The 15,204-nt window shown below is 69.3% G+C and carries 13 protein-coding genes; 5 read left to right on the forward strand and 8 right to left on the reverse strand.

What is annotated here, in order from left to right:
• Positions 1-80: 80 nt before the first annotated feature.
• Positions 81-1,460 carry a M48 family metalloprotease gene (locus tag JL101_RS06670; RefSeq protein WP_203098794.1) on the reverse strand — a complete coding sequence of 460 codons (1,380 nt, stop codon included), beginning with the start codon at positions 1,458-1,460 and terminating at the stop codon, positions 81-83.
• Between the two features lie 136 nt (positions 1,461-1,596).
• Between JL101_RS06670 and JL101_RS06675 the strand changes: the two genes are divergently transcribed.
• Both JL101_RS06675 and JL101_RS06680 read left to right on the forward strand, forming a co-directional pair.
• A complete protein-coding gene (locus tag JL101_RS06675; protein WP_203098792.1) occupies positions 1,597-2,928 on the forward strand; it encodes a gamma-glutamyltransferase in 1,332 nt (443 codons plus the stop codon).
• 45 nt (positions 2,929-2,973) lie between these two features.
• A complete protein-coding gene (locus JL101_RS06680; RefSeq protein WP_203098790.1) occupies positions 2,974-4,119 on the forward strand; it encodes a pyridoxal phosphate-dependent aminotransferase in 1,146 nt (381 codons plus the stop codon).
• Between the two features lie 185 nt (positions 4,120-4,304).
• Here JL101_RS06680 and JL101_RS06685 read toward each other — a convergent pair whose 3' ends face one another.
• From JL101_RS06685 to JL101_RS06695, 3 genes are all read right to left on the reverse strand, one after another.
• On the reverse strand, positions 4,305-5,861 hold the full coding sequence (locus JL101_RS06685) for a GTPase family protein (RefSeq protein WP_203098788.1): 1,557 nt from the start codon (positions 5,859-5,861) through the stop codon (positions 4,305-4,307).
• Complete coding sequence (locus JL101_RS06690) at positions 5,858-7,117, reverse strand: YcjF family protein (RefSeq protein WP_203098786.1); 1,260 nt, start codon at positions 7,115-7,117, stop codon at positions 5,858-5,860. The genes JL101_RS06685 and JL101_RS06690 overlap by 4 nt, the downstream gene beginning before the upstream one ends.
• Positions 7,118-7,212: 95 nt before the next feature.
• Entirely contained in the window at positions 7,213-8,193 is a 981-nt protein-coding gene (locus tag JL101_RS06695; protein ID WP_203098784.1) for a 2-hydroxyacid dehydrogenase, read from the reverse strand.
• 146 nt (positions 8,194-8,339) lie between these two features.
• Between JL101_RS06695 and JL101_RS06700 the strand changes: the two genes are divergently transcribed.
• The gene (locus JL101_RS06700; RefSeq protein WP_211111200.1) at positions 8,340-9,161 is read left to right on the forward strand and encodes a cell envelope integrity EipB family protein; all 822 of its coding nucleotides are present in this window, start codon (positions 8,340-8,342) and stop codon (positions 9,159-9,161) included.
• 10 nt (positions 9,162-9,171) lie between these two features.
• On the opposite strand, the gene JL101_RS06705 is transcribed toward JL101_RS06700, so the two are convergent.
• Positions 9,172-10,533: a DNA polymerase IV gene (locus JL101_RS06705; RefSeq protein WP_228435317.1), complete on the reverse strand. Its 1,362-nt coding sequence runs from the start codon at positions 10,531-10,533 to the stop codon at positions 9,172-9,174.
• Positions 10,534-10,884: 351 nt separating this feature from the next.
• Here JL101_RS06705 and JL101_RS06710 point away from each other — a divergent pair, with 351 nt between their 5' ends.
• Together JL101_RS06710 and JL101_RS06715 are read left to right on the forward strand one after the other, a co-directional pair.
• A complete protein-coding gene (locus JL101_RS06710; RefSeq protein WP_201072736.1) occupies positions 10,885-11,298 on the forward strand; it encodes a response regulator in 414 nt (137 codons plus the stop codon).
• A 37-nt stretch (positions 11,299-11,335) separates the two neighbouring features.
• A complete protein-coding gene (locus JL101_RS06715; RefSeq protein ID WP_203098778.1) occupies positions 11,336-12,733 on the forward strand; it encodes a PleD family two-component system response regulator in 1,398 nt (465 codons plus the stop codon).
• Positions 12,734-12,951: 218 nt separating this feature from the next.
• Here JL101_RS06715 and rpmG read toward each other — a convergent pair whose 3' ends face one another.
• From rpmG to JL101_RS06730, 3 genes are all read right to left on the reverse strand, one after another.
• On the reverse strand, positions 12,952-13,119 hold the full coding sequence (rpmG, locus tag JL101_RS06720) for a 50S ribosomal protein L33 (RefSeq protein ID WP_044426262.1): 168 nt from the start codon (positions 13,117-13,119) through the stop codon (positions 12,952-12,954).
• A 135-nt stretch (positions 13,120-13,254) separates the two neighbouring features.
• Positions 13,255-14,826: a S41 family peptidase gene (locus tag JL101_RS06725; protein ID WP_228435318.1), complete on the reverse strand. Its 1,572-nt coding sequence runs from the start codon at positions 14,824-14,826 to the stop codon at positions 13,255-13,257.
• Positions 14,802-15,197: a DUF983 domain-containing protein gene (locus JL101_RS06730; RefSeq protein WP_228435319.1), complete on the reverse strand. Its 396-nt coding sequence runs from the start codon at positions 15,195-15,197 to the stop codon at positions 14,802-14,804. Before JL101_RS06730 ends, JL101_RS06725 begins: the two co-directional genes overlap by 25 nt.
• Positions 15,198-15,204 lie beyond the last annotated feature (7 nt).

Here is a 15,204-nt window from a genome sequence, read left to right on the forward strand (position 1 = left end):
ATCGGGAGCCCGGCGACAAGCCCTCTCACGGCCGGCTTCGCGGCCTGGGGCGGCCGGCTTAGTGGCCGGCGATGGATGGATCAGCGTGTCGGCAGACGTTCGGTGGCGGTCCGGATATCCTGGGCGCGGATCCAGCCGGGCGACCCGGCGGGGAGCTGGTTCTCCGCCTTCTCGGCATGGAACCGCGCGACCGCCCGGTCGCCGCGCGCCATGGCCTCCTCGGCCAGGGCGTATGACAGCATGCCCTGCTGGTTCTCGCGGCCATAGACGGTGGCGATCAGGCGCCAGGTGAAGGGGGTGCGCGGCTCCCTCGATGCCGCGGCCTTCAAGTGCTTCAATGCCTCGTCGAGCAGCGAATCGTCGTTGGTCTCTACCAGTGCGTGGGCCAGGGAACTGCGCAGCAGCGCCGAGTCCGGCAGCAGCTCGACCGCCTTCCGGTAGGGCGCGATCGATTCCGCCACCCGGCTGTTCTCCAGCAGCACCTGTCCCTTCAGTTCGTGGAAGAACGGGTTGTCGGGTTCCTCCTTGATGAGCTGGTCGATCAGGGGGAGCGCCTGCCTGATGTCGCCGCGCTGGTACAGCGCGATCGCCCGGCCGTAGCGGGGCGCCACCTCGGTGTCGGAGTCGCGGTAGCGGTGAAGGGCGATCTGGGGCTGGATGAAGCCCAGCAGCTTGGCCTTCATCCGGGCGTGCATCTCGACATACTCGGCCGGCGCCTTCCGGTCCGACACGCGGGAATGCTCGACATGGTAGCGGACGCTCTCGATCCGGTCCTGGGTCAGCGGGTGGGTGCGGACGAAGGCGTCCTGGCGGTCGGTCGGCCGCAGGTCCTGTCCGGCGAGCTTTTCCAGGAAGTTGAGCAGCCCGCGGGCGGAGACGCCCGCCTGGTCCATGTAGCCGAGCGCCGCCTGGTCCGCCGTGCTTTCCTGGGCCCTGCTGTAGGCCAGGTAGGAGCGCCGGGCCATCTCCTGCCCGCCGCCGAGGATGGCGGCGCCGGCGCCCGCCTCGCCGGTCGCCAGCGCTGCGCCGATGCCGAGCAGCGCCGACAGGATGGCCTGGGCCGAGGCCCCCTCCATCGCCTCCTGCGAGCGGATCAGGTGGCCGCCGGCGATATGGCCGATCTCGTGCGCGATCACGCCGATCAGCTCGTCCGGGTTCTCGCTTTCCTGGAGCAGGCCGGTATGGATGAACAGATTCATGCCGCCCGCCACGAAGGCGTTCAGGGAGCTGTCCTTGACCAGCGCTATCTCGACGCTGTCCCCGTTGATCCCGGAAGCTTCGAAGATTGGCCCCGCGTAAGTGCGGATGATATGTTCGATCTCGGCGTCGCGGATGAACTGGAGGCGACGCTGCTGCGCTTCCGCCGGCGCGGCCGAAACCACCACCAATGCTAAGGCCGAAAGCGCCGCGGCGAGGATACGAATCTTGACCACCAGTTTCCGCGGTAAACGCAAAGTCATGCCCTCTCCCACATGCGCGTCCGGATCTCGAGGCCGGACGGCGATCCCGCGTCCAGCTTATACGCGAATCTGGCAACGCTTGGGCATTATTACCATGGTCGCCGCCGCCGTGGGGGGCTGCGCATCCAATCAGCCCATGCGCGTGGGTGCCCACCAGGTGAACGCGGGAGTCGCGGCGGACGAACCGCGGGCCACGGTCATCGGCCGGGACATCCTGGCGCAGGGCGGCAACGCGGTCGATGCGGCGACCGCCATGGGGCTCGCGATGGCGGTGACCCTGCCGACCCGTGTCGGGCTGGGCGGCGGCGGGATCTGCGTCGTCCACGACGCGGCCACCAAGCAGACGCGCACCCTGGATTTCCTGCCCCGGTCGCCGAATGGCGGACAGGTCGCGGTGCCGGCCATGCTGCGCGGGCTGGCGACCCTGCACGCGGCCCACGGCAAGATGCGCTGGGAGCAGCTGGTCGCGCCGGCGGAGGCGAAGGCCCGGTTCGAGACCCAGATCTCCCGTGCGCTGGCCCGCGACCTCCAGGTGTTCGGCGACGTCGCCGGCGAGGATCCCGAGGCCCGGCGCCTGTACCTGCCCAACGGCCCCCAGCCGCCCGGCGAAGGACAGAAGCTGGAGCAGCCCGATCTCGCCGGCGTGCTGGCCCAGGTGCGCCAGCGCGGCGCCGGCGTCTTCTACACCGGGCAGCTGGGCGCCCGGATCGCCGAGAGCGTCGGGGTCGACGCCGCCACCCTGGCGTCCTACCAGGCCCAGTGGCGCGGCACCGCCGAGGTCAGGCACGGCAACGAGGTGATGCATTTCGCCGCACCTCCTGAAGGCGCGCCGGCCGCCGACTCCCTGCGGGCGGCGCTGGAGGCTCCGTCCGGCGGGCGCAACGCCGGGCTGGTCAAGGCGCTGGAGAAGGTCGAGCCCGAGGGACCTCCGACGGCGGGCCTGGTGACGTTCGACCCGTTCGGGCAGGCGGTCGCCTGCACCTTCTCGGTCGGCGCGCCGATGGGGACGGGCAAGATGATCCCGGGGACCGGCATCCTCCAGGCCGCGGCGACCGGCGCGCGCGGCATCGGCGGTCCGGCCGTCCTGGTCAATCCCAACCTGAACCAGCCGCTCTTCGCCGGCAGCGCCGGGCTGATCGGCGTCGGCGTCGGGGAGGAAGGGGCGGGCGCCGCCCCGGCCGCCCTGGTCAACGTGGCGCTCCGGGCCCTCGAGCAGGACATGAATGCCCTCGACGCGGTGACGGCGCCCCGGCTGGCGCCCGATCCCGCCGGCGGGACCCTGATCGAGGAGACCGCCGAACGGCCGGCCAGCCGCGAGACGTCAGGCGTCCAGGGCGAGATCTACGGCGTCCAGGCGCTGGGCCGGGTCAACCTGGTGAGCTGCAAGGTCAACCGCAGCGACGGCAGCCGGTCCTGTTCCGCGGCGACCGACCCGCGCGGCTTCGGCCTCGCCTCCAGCATCCAGTAGACACGGTTCCGTCGTTTTTCATAATCAGGGCTTCATGGTCAGGGTATGTCACTGAAAATAGCAAAGCGGGGAGCCATCTCCCCGTTTATCGTGATGGAAGTCATGCGTGCCGCCGCCGAGCGGGAGGCAGCCGGCGGGGACGTGCTCCACCTGGAGGTCGGCCAGCCGTCCACCGGGGCGCCGGCCGCGGTTATATCGGCCGCCAAGCGGGCGCTCGATGGCGACCGGCTGGGCTATACCGACGCGCTGGGCATCCCGCCGCTGCGCTCCGCCATCGCGCGGTTCTACCATGACCGCTACGGCCTGAACGTGCCGGAGCGGCGCGTGGTCGTTACGACCGGGTCGTCGGCCGGTTTCCTGCTGGGCTTCCTGGCGGCGTTCGAGCCGGGCGACCGGGTCGCCATGGCGGCCCCGAGCTATCCGGCCTACCGCAACATCCTGATGGCGCTGGGCGTCGTTCCGGTGGAGATGCCCGCCGGGCCGGAAACCCGGTTCCAGCCGACGGTCGAACTGCTGGAAGGGCTGGGGCACCCGGTGGAAGGCCTGATCGTCGCCAGCCCGTCCAACCCGGCCGGCACCATGCTGGGGGCGGACGACCTGCGCCGGCTGGCGACCTACTGCCGCGACAAGGGCATCCGGCTGGTCTCGGACGAGATCTATCACGGCATCTGCTACGAGGGGGCGGCGGCCTCGGCGCTGACCGTCACCGACCAGGCGCTGGTGATCAACAGCTTCTCCAAGTATTTCTCCATGACCGGCTGGCGGCTCGGCTGGATGGTCGTGCCCGATGACCTCGCCCGCTCGATCGAATGCCTCAGCCAGAACCTGTTCATCTCCCCGCCCAGCCTGTCGCAGCATGCCGCCTGCGCGGTGTTCGGCTGCACGGAGGAGTTGGACGCCAACGTCGCCCGCTACGCCCGCAACCGGGCGCTTCTGCTGGAGGAGCTGCCGAAAGCCGGGTTCGACCGGCTGGCCCCGGCGGACGGGGCGTTCTACGTCTACGCCGACATCTCGGCGATGACCGACGACAGCGAGGCGTTCTGCCGCCGCATGCTGGCCGAGACCGGCATCGCGGCGACCCCGGGCGTGGATTTCGATCGCGCCCGTGGCCACCACTTCATGCGCTTCTCCTTCGCCGGCTCGACCGACGACATGGCCGAGGCGGTGAAGCGGCTGAAGGCGTGGCGCTGAGAGGAGCGGAAAAGCGGGTGGTTCGACATAGGCGGTCCGGGAGGTCTGTCCGGAGGGACGGATCGTAGATCATCCACAGATGAACGCAGATGGACACAGATAAGCGAGATTAGAGCTGAATATCTGTGTCCATCTGCGTTCATCTGTGGGTAATAAAAATGCTTAACCCCGCTTAGTGGAAAGCTTCAAGTCTTTGTCCGGGTGCCGGCGATTCCTTCGATCACCAATCCGGACAGCAGGCGACCTCCGGTCACGATCTGGCGGGCGACGCCCGCGACTCCGCCCGCCGAACCGGCCAGCCGCAGCAGGCGGATGAGTTGGCTTTGCCGGGCTTCGGGGACGCGGGCCAGCACCGCGGTCCAGACGGCGTCGATATTGTAGAGCATCCCGGCGTCCAGCCGCGCCGGTATCACGTCGGTAGCGGCGACCCCCAGGGACTGCGCGACCGCTTCCATCGCAGCCCGGATGGTTTCCGCCTTCCGGCCCGAAGGGACCGCGACGTCGTAGGGCGGAGCCCACTCGTTGAACGGCCGCAGCCGGTCGATGTGGGACATGACGACCACGACCGGCGGTGCCCGGAACTGCGGACGGCCCGCGAAATGGCCGCGCACCGCGTCGAGCAGCCGGCGGTCCAGGTCGCGGGCGCCGTCGTTGGCCAGGGCGACCCACAGGACCAGGTCGCAGTTCTCGGCCAACGCGACCAGCTTGGGAATGGCCGTTTCCCGCTCCAGCCCGGCGCAGTCGACCAGTTCGAGCGCCGGCCGGTCGTCGGCGCAGCGCACCGAGTGGCTGGTCGGCTGGCCGGTGGCCGCGAGAACGTCGACCGCCGCGACCACGTCGCCGCACAGGGCGTTCACCAAGCTTGACTTGCCGGCGTTGACCTTGCCCGCGACCAGCAGGCGCAAGGGCACGGCCGGGGCCGCCGGCTCGGCCACCGCGGGCGGCTCAAGCCGGTCCAGTTCGTCGATGTCGGCGCGCAGCCGGCCGCTGTACAGGTTGATCGCCTCGCGACCGATCTCCTCCACCACGATGCGGGCGATCCGGTCCAGCATCAGGGACGACAAGCCTTCCGCGGCGAAACCCTGGAAGCGGCGGCTCAGCTCGGCCGCGGCCGCCTGCACCGGGTTGATCGCCAGGCGGATGGCGCGCCAGGGACCGTCGGCGCTGTGCGCGACGCTGGCCACCGTTCGCTTGACCCGGTAGAGCCGGAGCACGTCGCCGATCCTCACCGAGCGCGAACCCGGCACCGCCTGGACCGTCAACGCGCGGGTCCGGCGGCTGATCCGCTCGGCCAGCAGCAGCGCCTCGGGCAGGGTGAAGTGCCACAGCGGCTCCGCCCGCTCCGGATGGTAGTGGCGGGCGACCTCCTCGATCACGGCGCGCCCGGTGGCGAGCAGCGCCCGCTGGTCGATCAGCATTCGGCCGGAGGTCTGCGCCGCGAAGCCTTGGACCCTCTGCCAGGCGACCTTGTCGCTCGGCGACCAGCCGGGATCGGGCGGCGTCTCCTCGCCCGCGGCGGTCGCCGCGTCGCCCGAGGGCACCCGGTCCCCGGCCCGGTGCGCCCGCCGGAACAGCAGCCCCGCCGCCAGGAAGCACAGCGCCGTCCCCAGGAACCAGTAGACGAAGCCCTGCCTTTCCCACAGCCAGACGGCGCCCAGCGGGACCAGGGCCAGGAAGGGCAGGCAGGCGGCGGCCAGCGCGCCCAGCCACCAAGCCCCCTGCCGGCCGACGATCCGTTTCACGACCCGGCCTTCCCATCGGAATCGCGGGAGAACATGCGGCTGGCCCGGGCGACGCCGGTGGCTTCGGCCATGGCGCGGCGGAACTCCTCCGCGACGGCGTCGGCGTCGAACCGCGCGCCGGACCGGCGGCTGCTCAGATAGAGGATGGCGGCGTGGCCGAGCCCGTAGGTGGTGGCGAAGCTGGCCGCCCCCGCCGCGGCGCCGCCGATCACGGTGCCGTAGCCCGGCACCAGCTTGACCAGCTGCCGCACGCCGAACTGGGCGCCGAAACGCAGCAGCGCCCCCGCGCCCAGGCAGCCGGAGAACTCCGCCAGGGTCGCCCGCGTCCAGGTCACGCCCAGCATGCCGGCGAGGCTGTGCAGCATCTTGCCCTGGACCACCGGCACCCCGATCACGCCGGCCACCGGCAGCATGTCGATCGCGCCGGCCGCCGCCGCATAGCCCCAGATGTGGGAGGCGGCCCGGCCGACGCCCGGCTTGCCGGAACTGCCCAGGCTGCGCCGCATCATCGACACGACTCCGTCGGCCGAGCCGGCTTCCAGCGCGGTCCATAGCCGGTCGATCCCGTAATCGGCGGGGGCGAGCCCGTCCTCCTCGGGCGTGAAATCGATCGGGGCGAAGCGGACGGCGCCGCTGCCCGGCAGCTTCGCGAAGGTCTCGCGCTGGGCGGCGAGGCTGCGGTCGAGCGCCTCGATGCCGCTAGGCCGGGTGCCGTCGCCGAACGGGTAGGGCAGGGGATGCGCCAGGGCTCCCGGCCCTTTATAGAAATCGTGCAGGGTGGTCTGGGCGACCACCACGGGCCAATCGGGATGGCGGCGGCGCACGCGGGTCAGCGCGTCGAGCACCGGGGCCGGCACCGGCCCCATCGCCCGGACGACGACGAGCACCAGATGCGCCTGCTTCTCGCACAGGGCGAGGTCTTCCGCCGGGTCGTAGGCGACCTCGCCCAGGCCGCGGGTGTCGAGGAACCGGACGACCGGCGCCTCCTCGGGGAATTCATAGATGCGGGCGGTCGCCGTGCAGGGCCGGTAGCCGGTACCGACCTCGGCGTCGCTGCTGCCGGTCAGCGTGCGGATGATGGAGCTTTTGCCGGAGCCGACCATGCCCAGCAGCCAGATCACCGGCGCCCGGGCCCGCGCCTCCTCGGCGATGCGGGTATCGCCCCGCGCATCGGGCTTCGGGTTCAGGACCGTGTCGTAGACGTCCTTCCAGAAAGAGGAGATCTGTTCGCCGGCCCGCCCTAGAATCGACTGCATGGTTCATCCGCCCCGGTCGGGTTCAGTCCCTCCGCGCGCCCGGCGGGCCGCGGCTCAGGATCGAAGTGGTACAAAACCGGCCGTCCGCACGCAAGCTACACCACCCGGTTCGGCGGCTCCTTGCCCGCGAAGAAGGCGTCCAGGTTATCGAGCGCCGTAAAGCCCATGGCGTCGCGGGTCCGGTCGGTGGCGCTGCCCATGTGGGGCAGCAGGAAGGTGTTGGGCAGGCCCGCGTAGCCGGGGTGGAGCTTCGGCTCGTTCTCGAACACGTCCAGGCCGGCCGCCGCCAGCTTGCCGGAGCGCAGCGCCGCGATCAGCGCTTCGTCGTCCACCAGCGTGCCGCGCGCCGTGTTGACCACGACGGCGCCGTCGGGCAGGCGGGCGATCCGCTCCGCGTTCAGCCAGTGGCGGGTCTCCGGCGTGGCCGGGCTGTGGATCGACAGGAAGTCGGCGACCGACAACATCTCGTCGGCATCGGCGTGGTAGACCGCGCCGGCTTCCTCGGCGGCCGGCAGCCGGCGCCGGTTGTGGTAGTGGATCTCCATGTCGAAGCCGCGCGCGCGGCGCGCCATCGCCTGGCCGATCCGCCCCATGCCCAGGATCGCCAGCCGCTTGCCGGTGACATGAGTGCCGATCAGCTGGGTCGGCGCCCAGCCGTCCCAGCGGCCTTCCCGGATCATCCGCTCGCCCTCGGCGGCGCGCCGGGCCGCGCCCAGCAGCAGCAGGAAGGCGATGTCGGCCGTGGCGTCGGTCAGCACGCCGGGCGTGTTGGATACCGCGATGCCCCGTTCCTTCGCGGCGGCCAGGTCGATATGGTCGGTGCCGACCGAGAAGGTGGCGATCATCCGGACCGAGTCGGGGAGCGCCCGGATCAGGGCGGCCGGGACCGGATCGACCGCGCAGACCAGCAGGGCGTCGGCGCCGTCCGCCCGGCGCGCCATCTCCTCCACGCCATAGGGATGGTCGTCCTCGTTGGGCAGGATGCGATAGTCGCGGCCGGCACGGGCCATGACCGCGTCGGGATACCGGCGGGTCAGGAGGAGAACTGGTCGGGTGGTCCCGTTCGGAGCGTTCATCGGGCTGTCCTCTGGCGCTTGAACTCGCTAATTCCGGGGGAAATGCCGAAAAAGGATGTTTCGGCTTTTTCCCGCGCGCGAAACTACTATGCTTACCCCTGGGCTTCACGCCGTAAACCGCTGTAAACCAATTTGTGGTCGTCACCTTGAAAGATTTCCGCCCCGCTGCCCGCGTCGCCTTCACGGCGTTGCTCGGCCTGCTGACCATCGTGCCGTCGGCGTTTCCCGCCCGAGCCGCCGTGGAGATCGCCCCGCACCGGGCGATCTACAAGATGTCGCTGGCCTCGGCGCGCAACAGCAGCACCGTGTCCGACGTCCGCGGCCAGATGATGTTCGAATGGGCGGATGCCTGCGACGGCTGGACCATCGAGCAGCGCTTCCAGCTGCGCTTCCAGTATTCCGAGGGCGAGCAGGTCGACATGTCGACCAACTACGCCACCTGGGAGTCGAAGGACGGCGAGTCCTACCGCTTCAACGTCCGCAAGCTGGTCAACGGCGAGCTGGACGAGGAGCTGCGCGGCACCGCCGAGGCCTATGGCGACCGGCCCGGCGTCGCCCGATACGTCAAGCCGGAGGAGCAGGAGATCGAGCTGCCCGGCGGCACCCTGTTCCCCAGCATGCACACGATCCAGCTGCTGAAGCATGCGGCGGCCGGCGACAAGCTGTTCGGCACCACCGTCTTCGACGGCTCCGATACCGACGGGGCGACCGAGATCAGCGCCGCCCTGGGGCTGCGGACGGAGCCGGCGCTGGACGGCAAGTTCGACGCCAAGCTGCTCCACGGCGCCGTCTGGCCGGTCCGCATGGCGTTCTTCCCCATGGACAGCGACGATGCCGCCCCCGAGTACGAGATGAGCCTGAAGCTGTTCGAGAACGGCGTCGCCCAATCGATGCTGATCGACTACGGCGATTTCACGGTCGCCGCCGTGCTGGAGCAGATCGAGTCGATCCCCCGGCCGCGCTGCTGATCCTTCCCGTTCAGCGCCGTCTCCGGCGGGGCGGCATCGGCAGGCCGGGCAGCAGCGGGGTGGAGCGCGGAACGAATCCGCGCCCCTTGACGACGGCCGTGTCGCCCAGCCGGTCGCGGACCTGGTCCATCGCCCGCTCCACCTCGTTGCGGCGCATGCGGTCGGGGTCCAGCAGGTCGGGCGGATCGGCGCGCCGGGCCTCGGCCAGGTCGGCGCAGCCGATGCCGATCAGGCGGTACCGGGTGCCGGTCGCCTCGCGCTCCAGCAGGGGCAGGGCCGCCTGGAAGATGGCGTCCGCCATCCGGGTCGGAGAGCCCAGCTTGCGGCTCCGCGTCACTTGGCGGAAATCGGCGGTCTTGAGCTTCAGCACCACCGACCCGCCGGCGAGATCCTGGGCCTTCAGCCGCCGGGCGACCGTCTCGCACAGGGGCCACAGCCGGTTGCTCAAGTCTTCCAGGTCGGCGATGTCCTGGCTGAAGGTGGTCTCGGCCGAGATGCTCTTGGTCTCCTCGTCAGGATCGACCGTGCGCAGGTCCTCGCCGCGGGCGAACCGGAAGAGACGGCGCCCCATCACGCCGTAGCGCTTCATCAGGTGGTGCTCGTCGCGCTCGCGCAGTTCGGCGATGGTGCGGATGCCGTCCTGCTCCAGCTTGCGCTGCAGGGCGGCCCCGACGCCCCAGATCAGGCCGACCGGCTGGGGAGCCAGGAAGTCCAGCGCCTCGGCCCGTCCGATCGCCTTGAAGCCGCGCGGCTTGTCGAGGTCGCTCGCCACCTTGGCCAGGAACTTGTTGTAGCTGAGCCCGATGGAGGCGGTGATGCCGATCTCCGTCTCCAGCCGGCGCACCAGCCGGATCAGCGTCCGCGCCGGGCTGCCGCCGTGCAGCCGTTCCGTGCCGGTCAGGTCCAGGAAGGCCTCGTCGATCGACAGCGGCTGGACCAGGGGGGTCAGCTCCAGCATCCTGGCCCGGACCTCGCGCCCGACCGCCTGGTACTTCCTCATGTCGGGCGGCAACACCACCGCGTTGGGGCACAGCGAAAGGGCCTTGAACATCGGCATCGCCGACCGTACCCCGTAGAGCCTGGCCACGTAGCAGCAGGCCGCGACGACTCCGCGCTGGCCGCCGCCGACGATCACCGGCAGGTCCGCCAGCTTCGGATCGTCCCGCTTCTCGACGCTGGCATAGAAGGCGTCGCAGTCGATATGGGCGATCGACAGGGCGTGCAGTTCGGCATGGCGGGTAAGCCGCCGCGAGCCGCAGGCAGGGCATCTCGCCGCTCCCGGCGGCGCCTCCCCGCCGCAGTCGCGGCACAGGCCGGGAACGGCCGGCCCCGATCGAATCAGGCGTTCAGCGCCCATCGCGTCGGATTCCATCGCATGGTCTCGAACCGGTCCTTCGTGATCCCGTCCGGCGTGATCCCGTCCGGGGCGCCGCCGCGCCGAAGTCACAGTACATGGACGCGTGCCGGGTTGCCGTGTAAGGTTGGCGCGGGTTGCAGTGCCGGGATCATGCCACGCCCGTGCCGCTGCTGTCCGTATAGTTCGCTCGGCCTACCATTCGGAATATGCGTTTCGTGCATCGAACATCCCTGCAACAACAGCGCGGTAACCACACCTTAACCTTCGCCTTCTAGAAGTGGATGAGGTGTGCGGCCACCGGCACGCCCGGCGCTACCGGCCGTGAGCCGCGGCGGTGCCGGTTGTAAGAGGTCATGGAGAGTTATAATGTCTGCCGATCAAGCTTGGGACGATGTCAAGTCCGCCGACCCCGAGGGTGCCAAGCGGGTGCTGATCGTGGAAGACAACGAACTGAACATGAAGCTGTTTCATGACCTGCTCGAGGCCCACGGCTATGCGACATTGCAGACCAAGGACGGGATGGAAGCGCTGAAGCTGGCGCGTCTCCACCGGCCCGACCTGATCCTGATGGACATCCAGCTCCCGGAGGTGTCCGGGCTGGAAGTAACCAAATGGATCAAGGAAGACGATGACCTCAAGGCGATTCCCATCATCGCGGTCACCGCGTTCGCCATGAAAGGCGATGAGGAGAAAATTCGCGAAGGAGGTTGCGAGGACTACATCGCCAAACCGATCTCCGTCGCTAAATTTCTCGAAACCGTTCAACGCTTCCTGAGCTGACGGGGCTCTCGTGGAAGCGGCCGGAAACTGAGGGGCCATGTCGGCGCGCGTTCTCGTAGTTGACGACGTTCTGCCCAACGTAAAGTTGCTGGCGGCGAAACTCACCCGCGAATATTTCGATGTGATAACGGCCTATAACGGGCCGGAGGCGCTCGAACGCATCAAGAAGGAATCTCCGGACATCGTCCTGCTGGACGTCATGATGCCGGGCATGGACGGATTCGAGGTTTGCGAACGCATCCGATCCGATCCGACCACGATGCACATCCCGGTGGTGATGATCACGGCGCTATCCGACGCCTCCGACCGGGTGCGTGGGCTGGAGGCGGGCGCCGACGATTTCCTGACCAAGCCGGTCAACGACATCGCGCTGTTCGCGCGGGTCCGGTCGCTCGTCCGACTCAAGATGATGATGGACGAGTGGCGGCTGCGGGAATCGACCTCCGGCCAGTTCGGCATCCTCGACCAGGCGATGACCGTCCGCAACGAGACCGCGGCCGAAGCCCGGGTATTGGTGGTCGAGGACAGCCCGATCGACCTGGAGAAGATCGCCGACACCCTGCGGCGGGACACCGACAGCGTGATCGCGGCGGAGACCTCCGCCCAGGCGCTGGAGCTCGGCCTGTCCGAGGATTTCGAGCTGATCATCGTCAGCCTCACCCTGCTCAACGAGGATGCGCTCCGGCTCTGCTCTCTGCTGCGCAGCCATGAGCGCACCCGGCAAGCGCCGATCCTGCTGGTCGCCGACGAGGGCGACCTCTCCCGGGTCGCCAAGGGGCTGGAGCTGGGAGCCAACGACTACCTGCTCAAGCCGATCGACCGCAACGAACTGCTGGCCCGCGTCCGGACCCAGGTCCGGCGCAAGCGGTACCACGAGAAGCTCCGGCACAATTACGAGCAGAGCCTGTCCATGGCCCTGACCGACAGCCTGACCGGGGTGTTCAACCGCCGCTACGTCAACGCCCACCTACCGCGGCTGATGGAGCGGAGTTGGGAGAGCCAGAAGCCCGTCGCCATCCTGATGTTCGACATCGACCACTTCAAGACCGTCAACGACACGTATGGCCACGGCGTCGGCGACGAGGTTCTGAAGGAGGTCGCGGCGCGCGCCAACCGGAACCTGCGCAACTTCGACCTCGTGGCGCGCTATGGCGGCGAGGAATTCATCGTCGTGATGCCCGACACCGACCGCGAGTCGGCCATCGCCGTCGCCGAGCGGCTCCGCCGGCGCGTCGGCGAGGACGTCTTCGCCGTCAGCGCCCCGGTGGGGGAGATCACGGTCACCATCAGCATCGGCATTTCCGTGGTGGACGGCGCCACGGACACCGCCGAGGCGATGCTGAAGCGGGCCGACGACGCGCTCTACCGGGCCAAACGCTCCGGCCGCAACAAGACGGTCGCCGCCGACGACGCCCAGGCCCCGATCCGGGCCTAGCTGCCGGGCACAGTGAATTTGACGTTCGGGTGTCGGCCGTCGGTGCCGGCGAGGGTTACCGGGGCCAGACCACCATATCCCTCCGAGATTGTCGCCTGGGAGACCTCATGGGATATGGTGGTCTGACCCCGGCAACCCGGTTCCGCCGACCCGCGCCGGAATTGCAGAAACACGAAAGGCCGCCCGAGGGCGGCCTTGTCGTTTCCGTCTGAAACGGATTACTTGATCTTCGCTTCCTTGAAAGCGACGTGCTGGCGCACGACCGGATCATACTTCCGGAACTCAAGCTTTTCGGTGGTCTTGCGGGGGTTCTTCTTCTTCACATAGAAGAAGCCGGTGCCAGCCGAGCTGACAAGCCGGATCAGAACGGTATTCTGTTTCGCCATAACTCTGGATCCCGTGTTCGTCCGCGATGCCCCAGGATCGCGTTGACCCGGTAGCACGACAAAGTGAGCGCGGAAGATACAAGGATGGCCGCCGGAGTCAAGTCCCGGGCCGGGAAACCCTCACGATTTCCGCCTTCACCGCTCCGCGAGCAGCGTCGTCGAAAGCTGGAGCGCGCGCTGGTACAGCGTCTTGTCCGCCAGCAGCCGTTTCGCGACCCGCAGGTCCAGGTCGGCCTCGTGGGTCTTCCAGGGGCAGGCGTCGCGGAGCTGATGGAGCGCCGTCTCGTCGTCCGGGGCCGCCGAGCGCCAGCTCGCCAGCGTGCCGGGCATGCCGAGCCGGCCGGCCTGGAGCTGGCTGATCACGGTATCGGCGTCGCTGGAATCCTTGCTGGTGCAGATCGTCGGCGTGACGCCTTGGCGGTGCAGCGTGTAGCCCGACGGGGCATAGATCCTCGACCAGGTCAGGAACAACTCGCCGTCGTTGGGCAGCCGCGTGACGGTCTGGACGCTGCCCTTGCCGAAGGAGGAGGCGCCGACCACCACGGCGCGCCCGCTGTCCTGCAAGGCCGCCGCGACGATCTCGGACGCGGAGGCGGACCGGCCGTCCATCAGGACGACCAGCGGCAGGCCCTCGGTCTGGTCGTCATGGGTGGCGTCGAACTGCTGGATGCTGTCGGGATGCCGCCCGGCCGTCGTGATGATCCGCCCCTGGGGGATGAACAGGTCGGCGACGGCGACCGCCTGGTCCAGCAGGCCGCCGGGATTGCCCCGCAGGTCGAGCACGAACCCGACCGCCTTGCGCCCCATCTGGGTCCGGGCGACGTCGATCGCCTCGCGCACGTTCAGGGACGTGGCCGCGTTGAATCGCTCGATCGAGAGCACGGCCACGCCGTTGTCGATCGAAACGGCCACCGTGTTGGGGATCACCCGCTCGCGCCGGAGCGGAACGCGGCGGCTCTGCCCGCCGGCGGCGGCCTCCACCGTGACCAGCACGAGGGTGCCCGACGGCCCGCGCAAGCGGTCCCGGACGTCCTGGAGGCTCATATAGCCCGTGAGGTCGCCGTCGATGGCGACGATGGCCTCGCCCGATTTCAGCCCCGCCCGGGCGGCCGGGGCGTGGCCGACCACTTCGCTGATGACGAACCGGCCGTCCTTCCCCTCCACCCCGACGCCGACTCCGCCATAGCCCTCGCGCTGGGCCCGCTCGTTGCCCGCCCGCTGGGCGCTGGTGTAGCGGGAATAGCTGTCCAGGTCGGCCATGATGGCGTCGAAGACGGTCTGGTAGATGTCCTCCGGCGTGGCCTGGCGCAGGGGAGTGGAACTCAGCCGCACCCGCTCGATCGCCTGAGCCGTGACGGCGGCCCAGCCGCCCGCGTCGTTGGCCGGGGGAGCCGTGAACTCGCCGACCGGATGGCCGTTGCTGGTGACCCGGACGGTGCTGGGGGACCGGTCGACGGCGATGGCCGAATCCATCTTGGACAGCCCGCGCAGCCCGTCGGTGGTCAACTGCCCCATGTCCACGGGGTTCAGGTAGATCTCCGCGATCCTGCCGTAGCCGACGGCGAAGACCTGCTCGCCGATCTGCGGTGGCGGAGGCTGGGCCGCCAGCGAGGTCGGTTCGGCCGTGCATCCCGTGAGCAGCAGGATACCCATCAGCGCGCCGGAAAAACCGCGGCGCGGCCTCAGCTTTTCATGCGAAGTGCCCATTGCGCTCCGATTACGGCTCCCTTGATCGGCGGAAGCAAGGCCAGGGTCAGCAGCAGCGTCATCGGGACCCAGGTCACCATATGGACCCACGGCTCCGGATGGAATTTCTGTTCCAGCAGCAGCATGCCGGGAATGACCACGTGGCCCACCACGAAGATCGTGAAGTAGGGCGGCGCGTCGTCGGCGCGATAGGCGCTGGTCTCCAGCCCGCAATCGGGACAATTCGGGACGACCGTCACGTACCGGGAAAACAGGTGGCTTCGGCCACATCCCGGGCAGCGGCGGCGGATACCCCGCAGCAGCCCCGTCAGGAATGAGCCTGGCGGCGGTTCGAGTTCCCGGGAGCGCTGCATCTGGGGCGGTTCGTCCATGGAACAG

This window comes from Skermanella rosea (assembly GCF_016806835.2).
Classification (GTDB): domain Bacteria; phylum Pseudomonadota; class Alphaproteobacteria; order Azospirillales; family Azospirillaceae; genus Skermanella; species Skermanella rosea.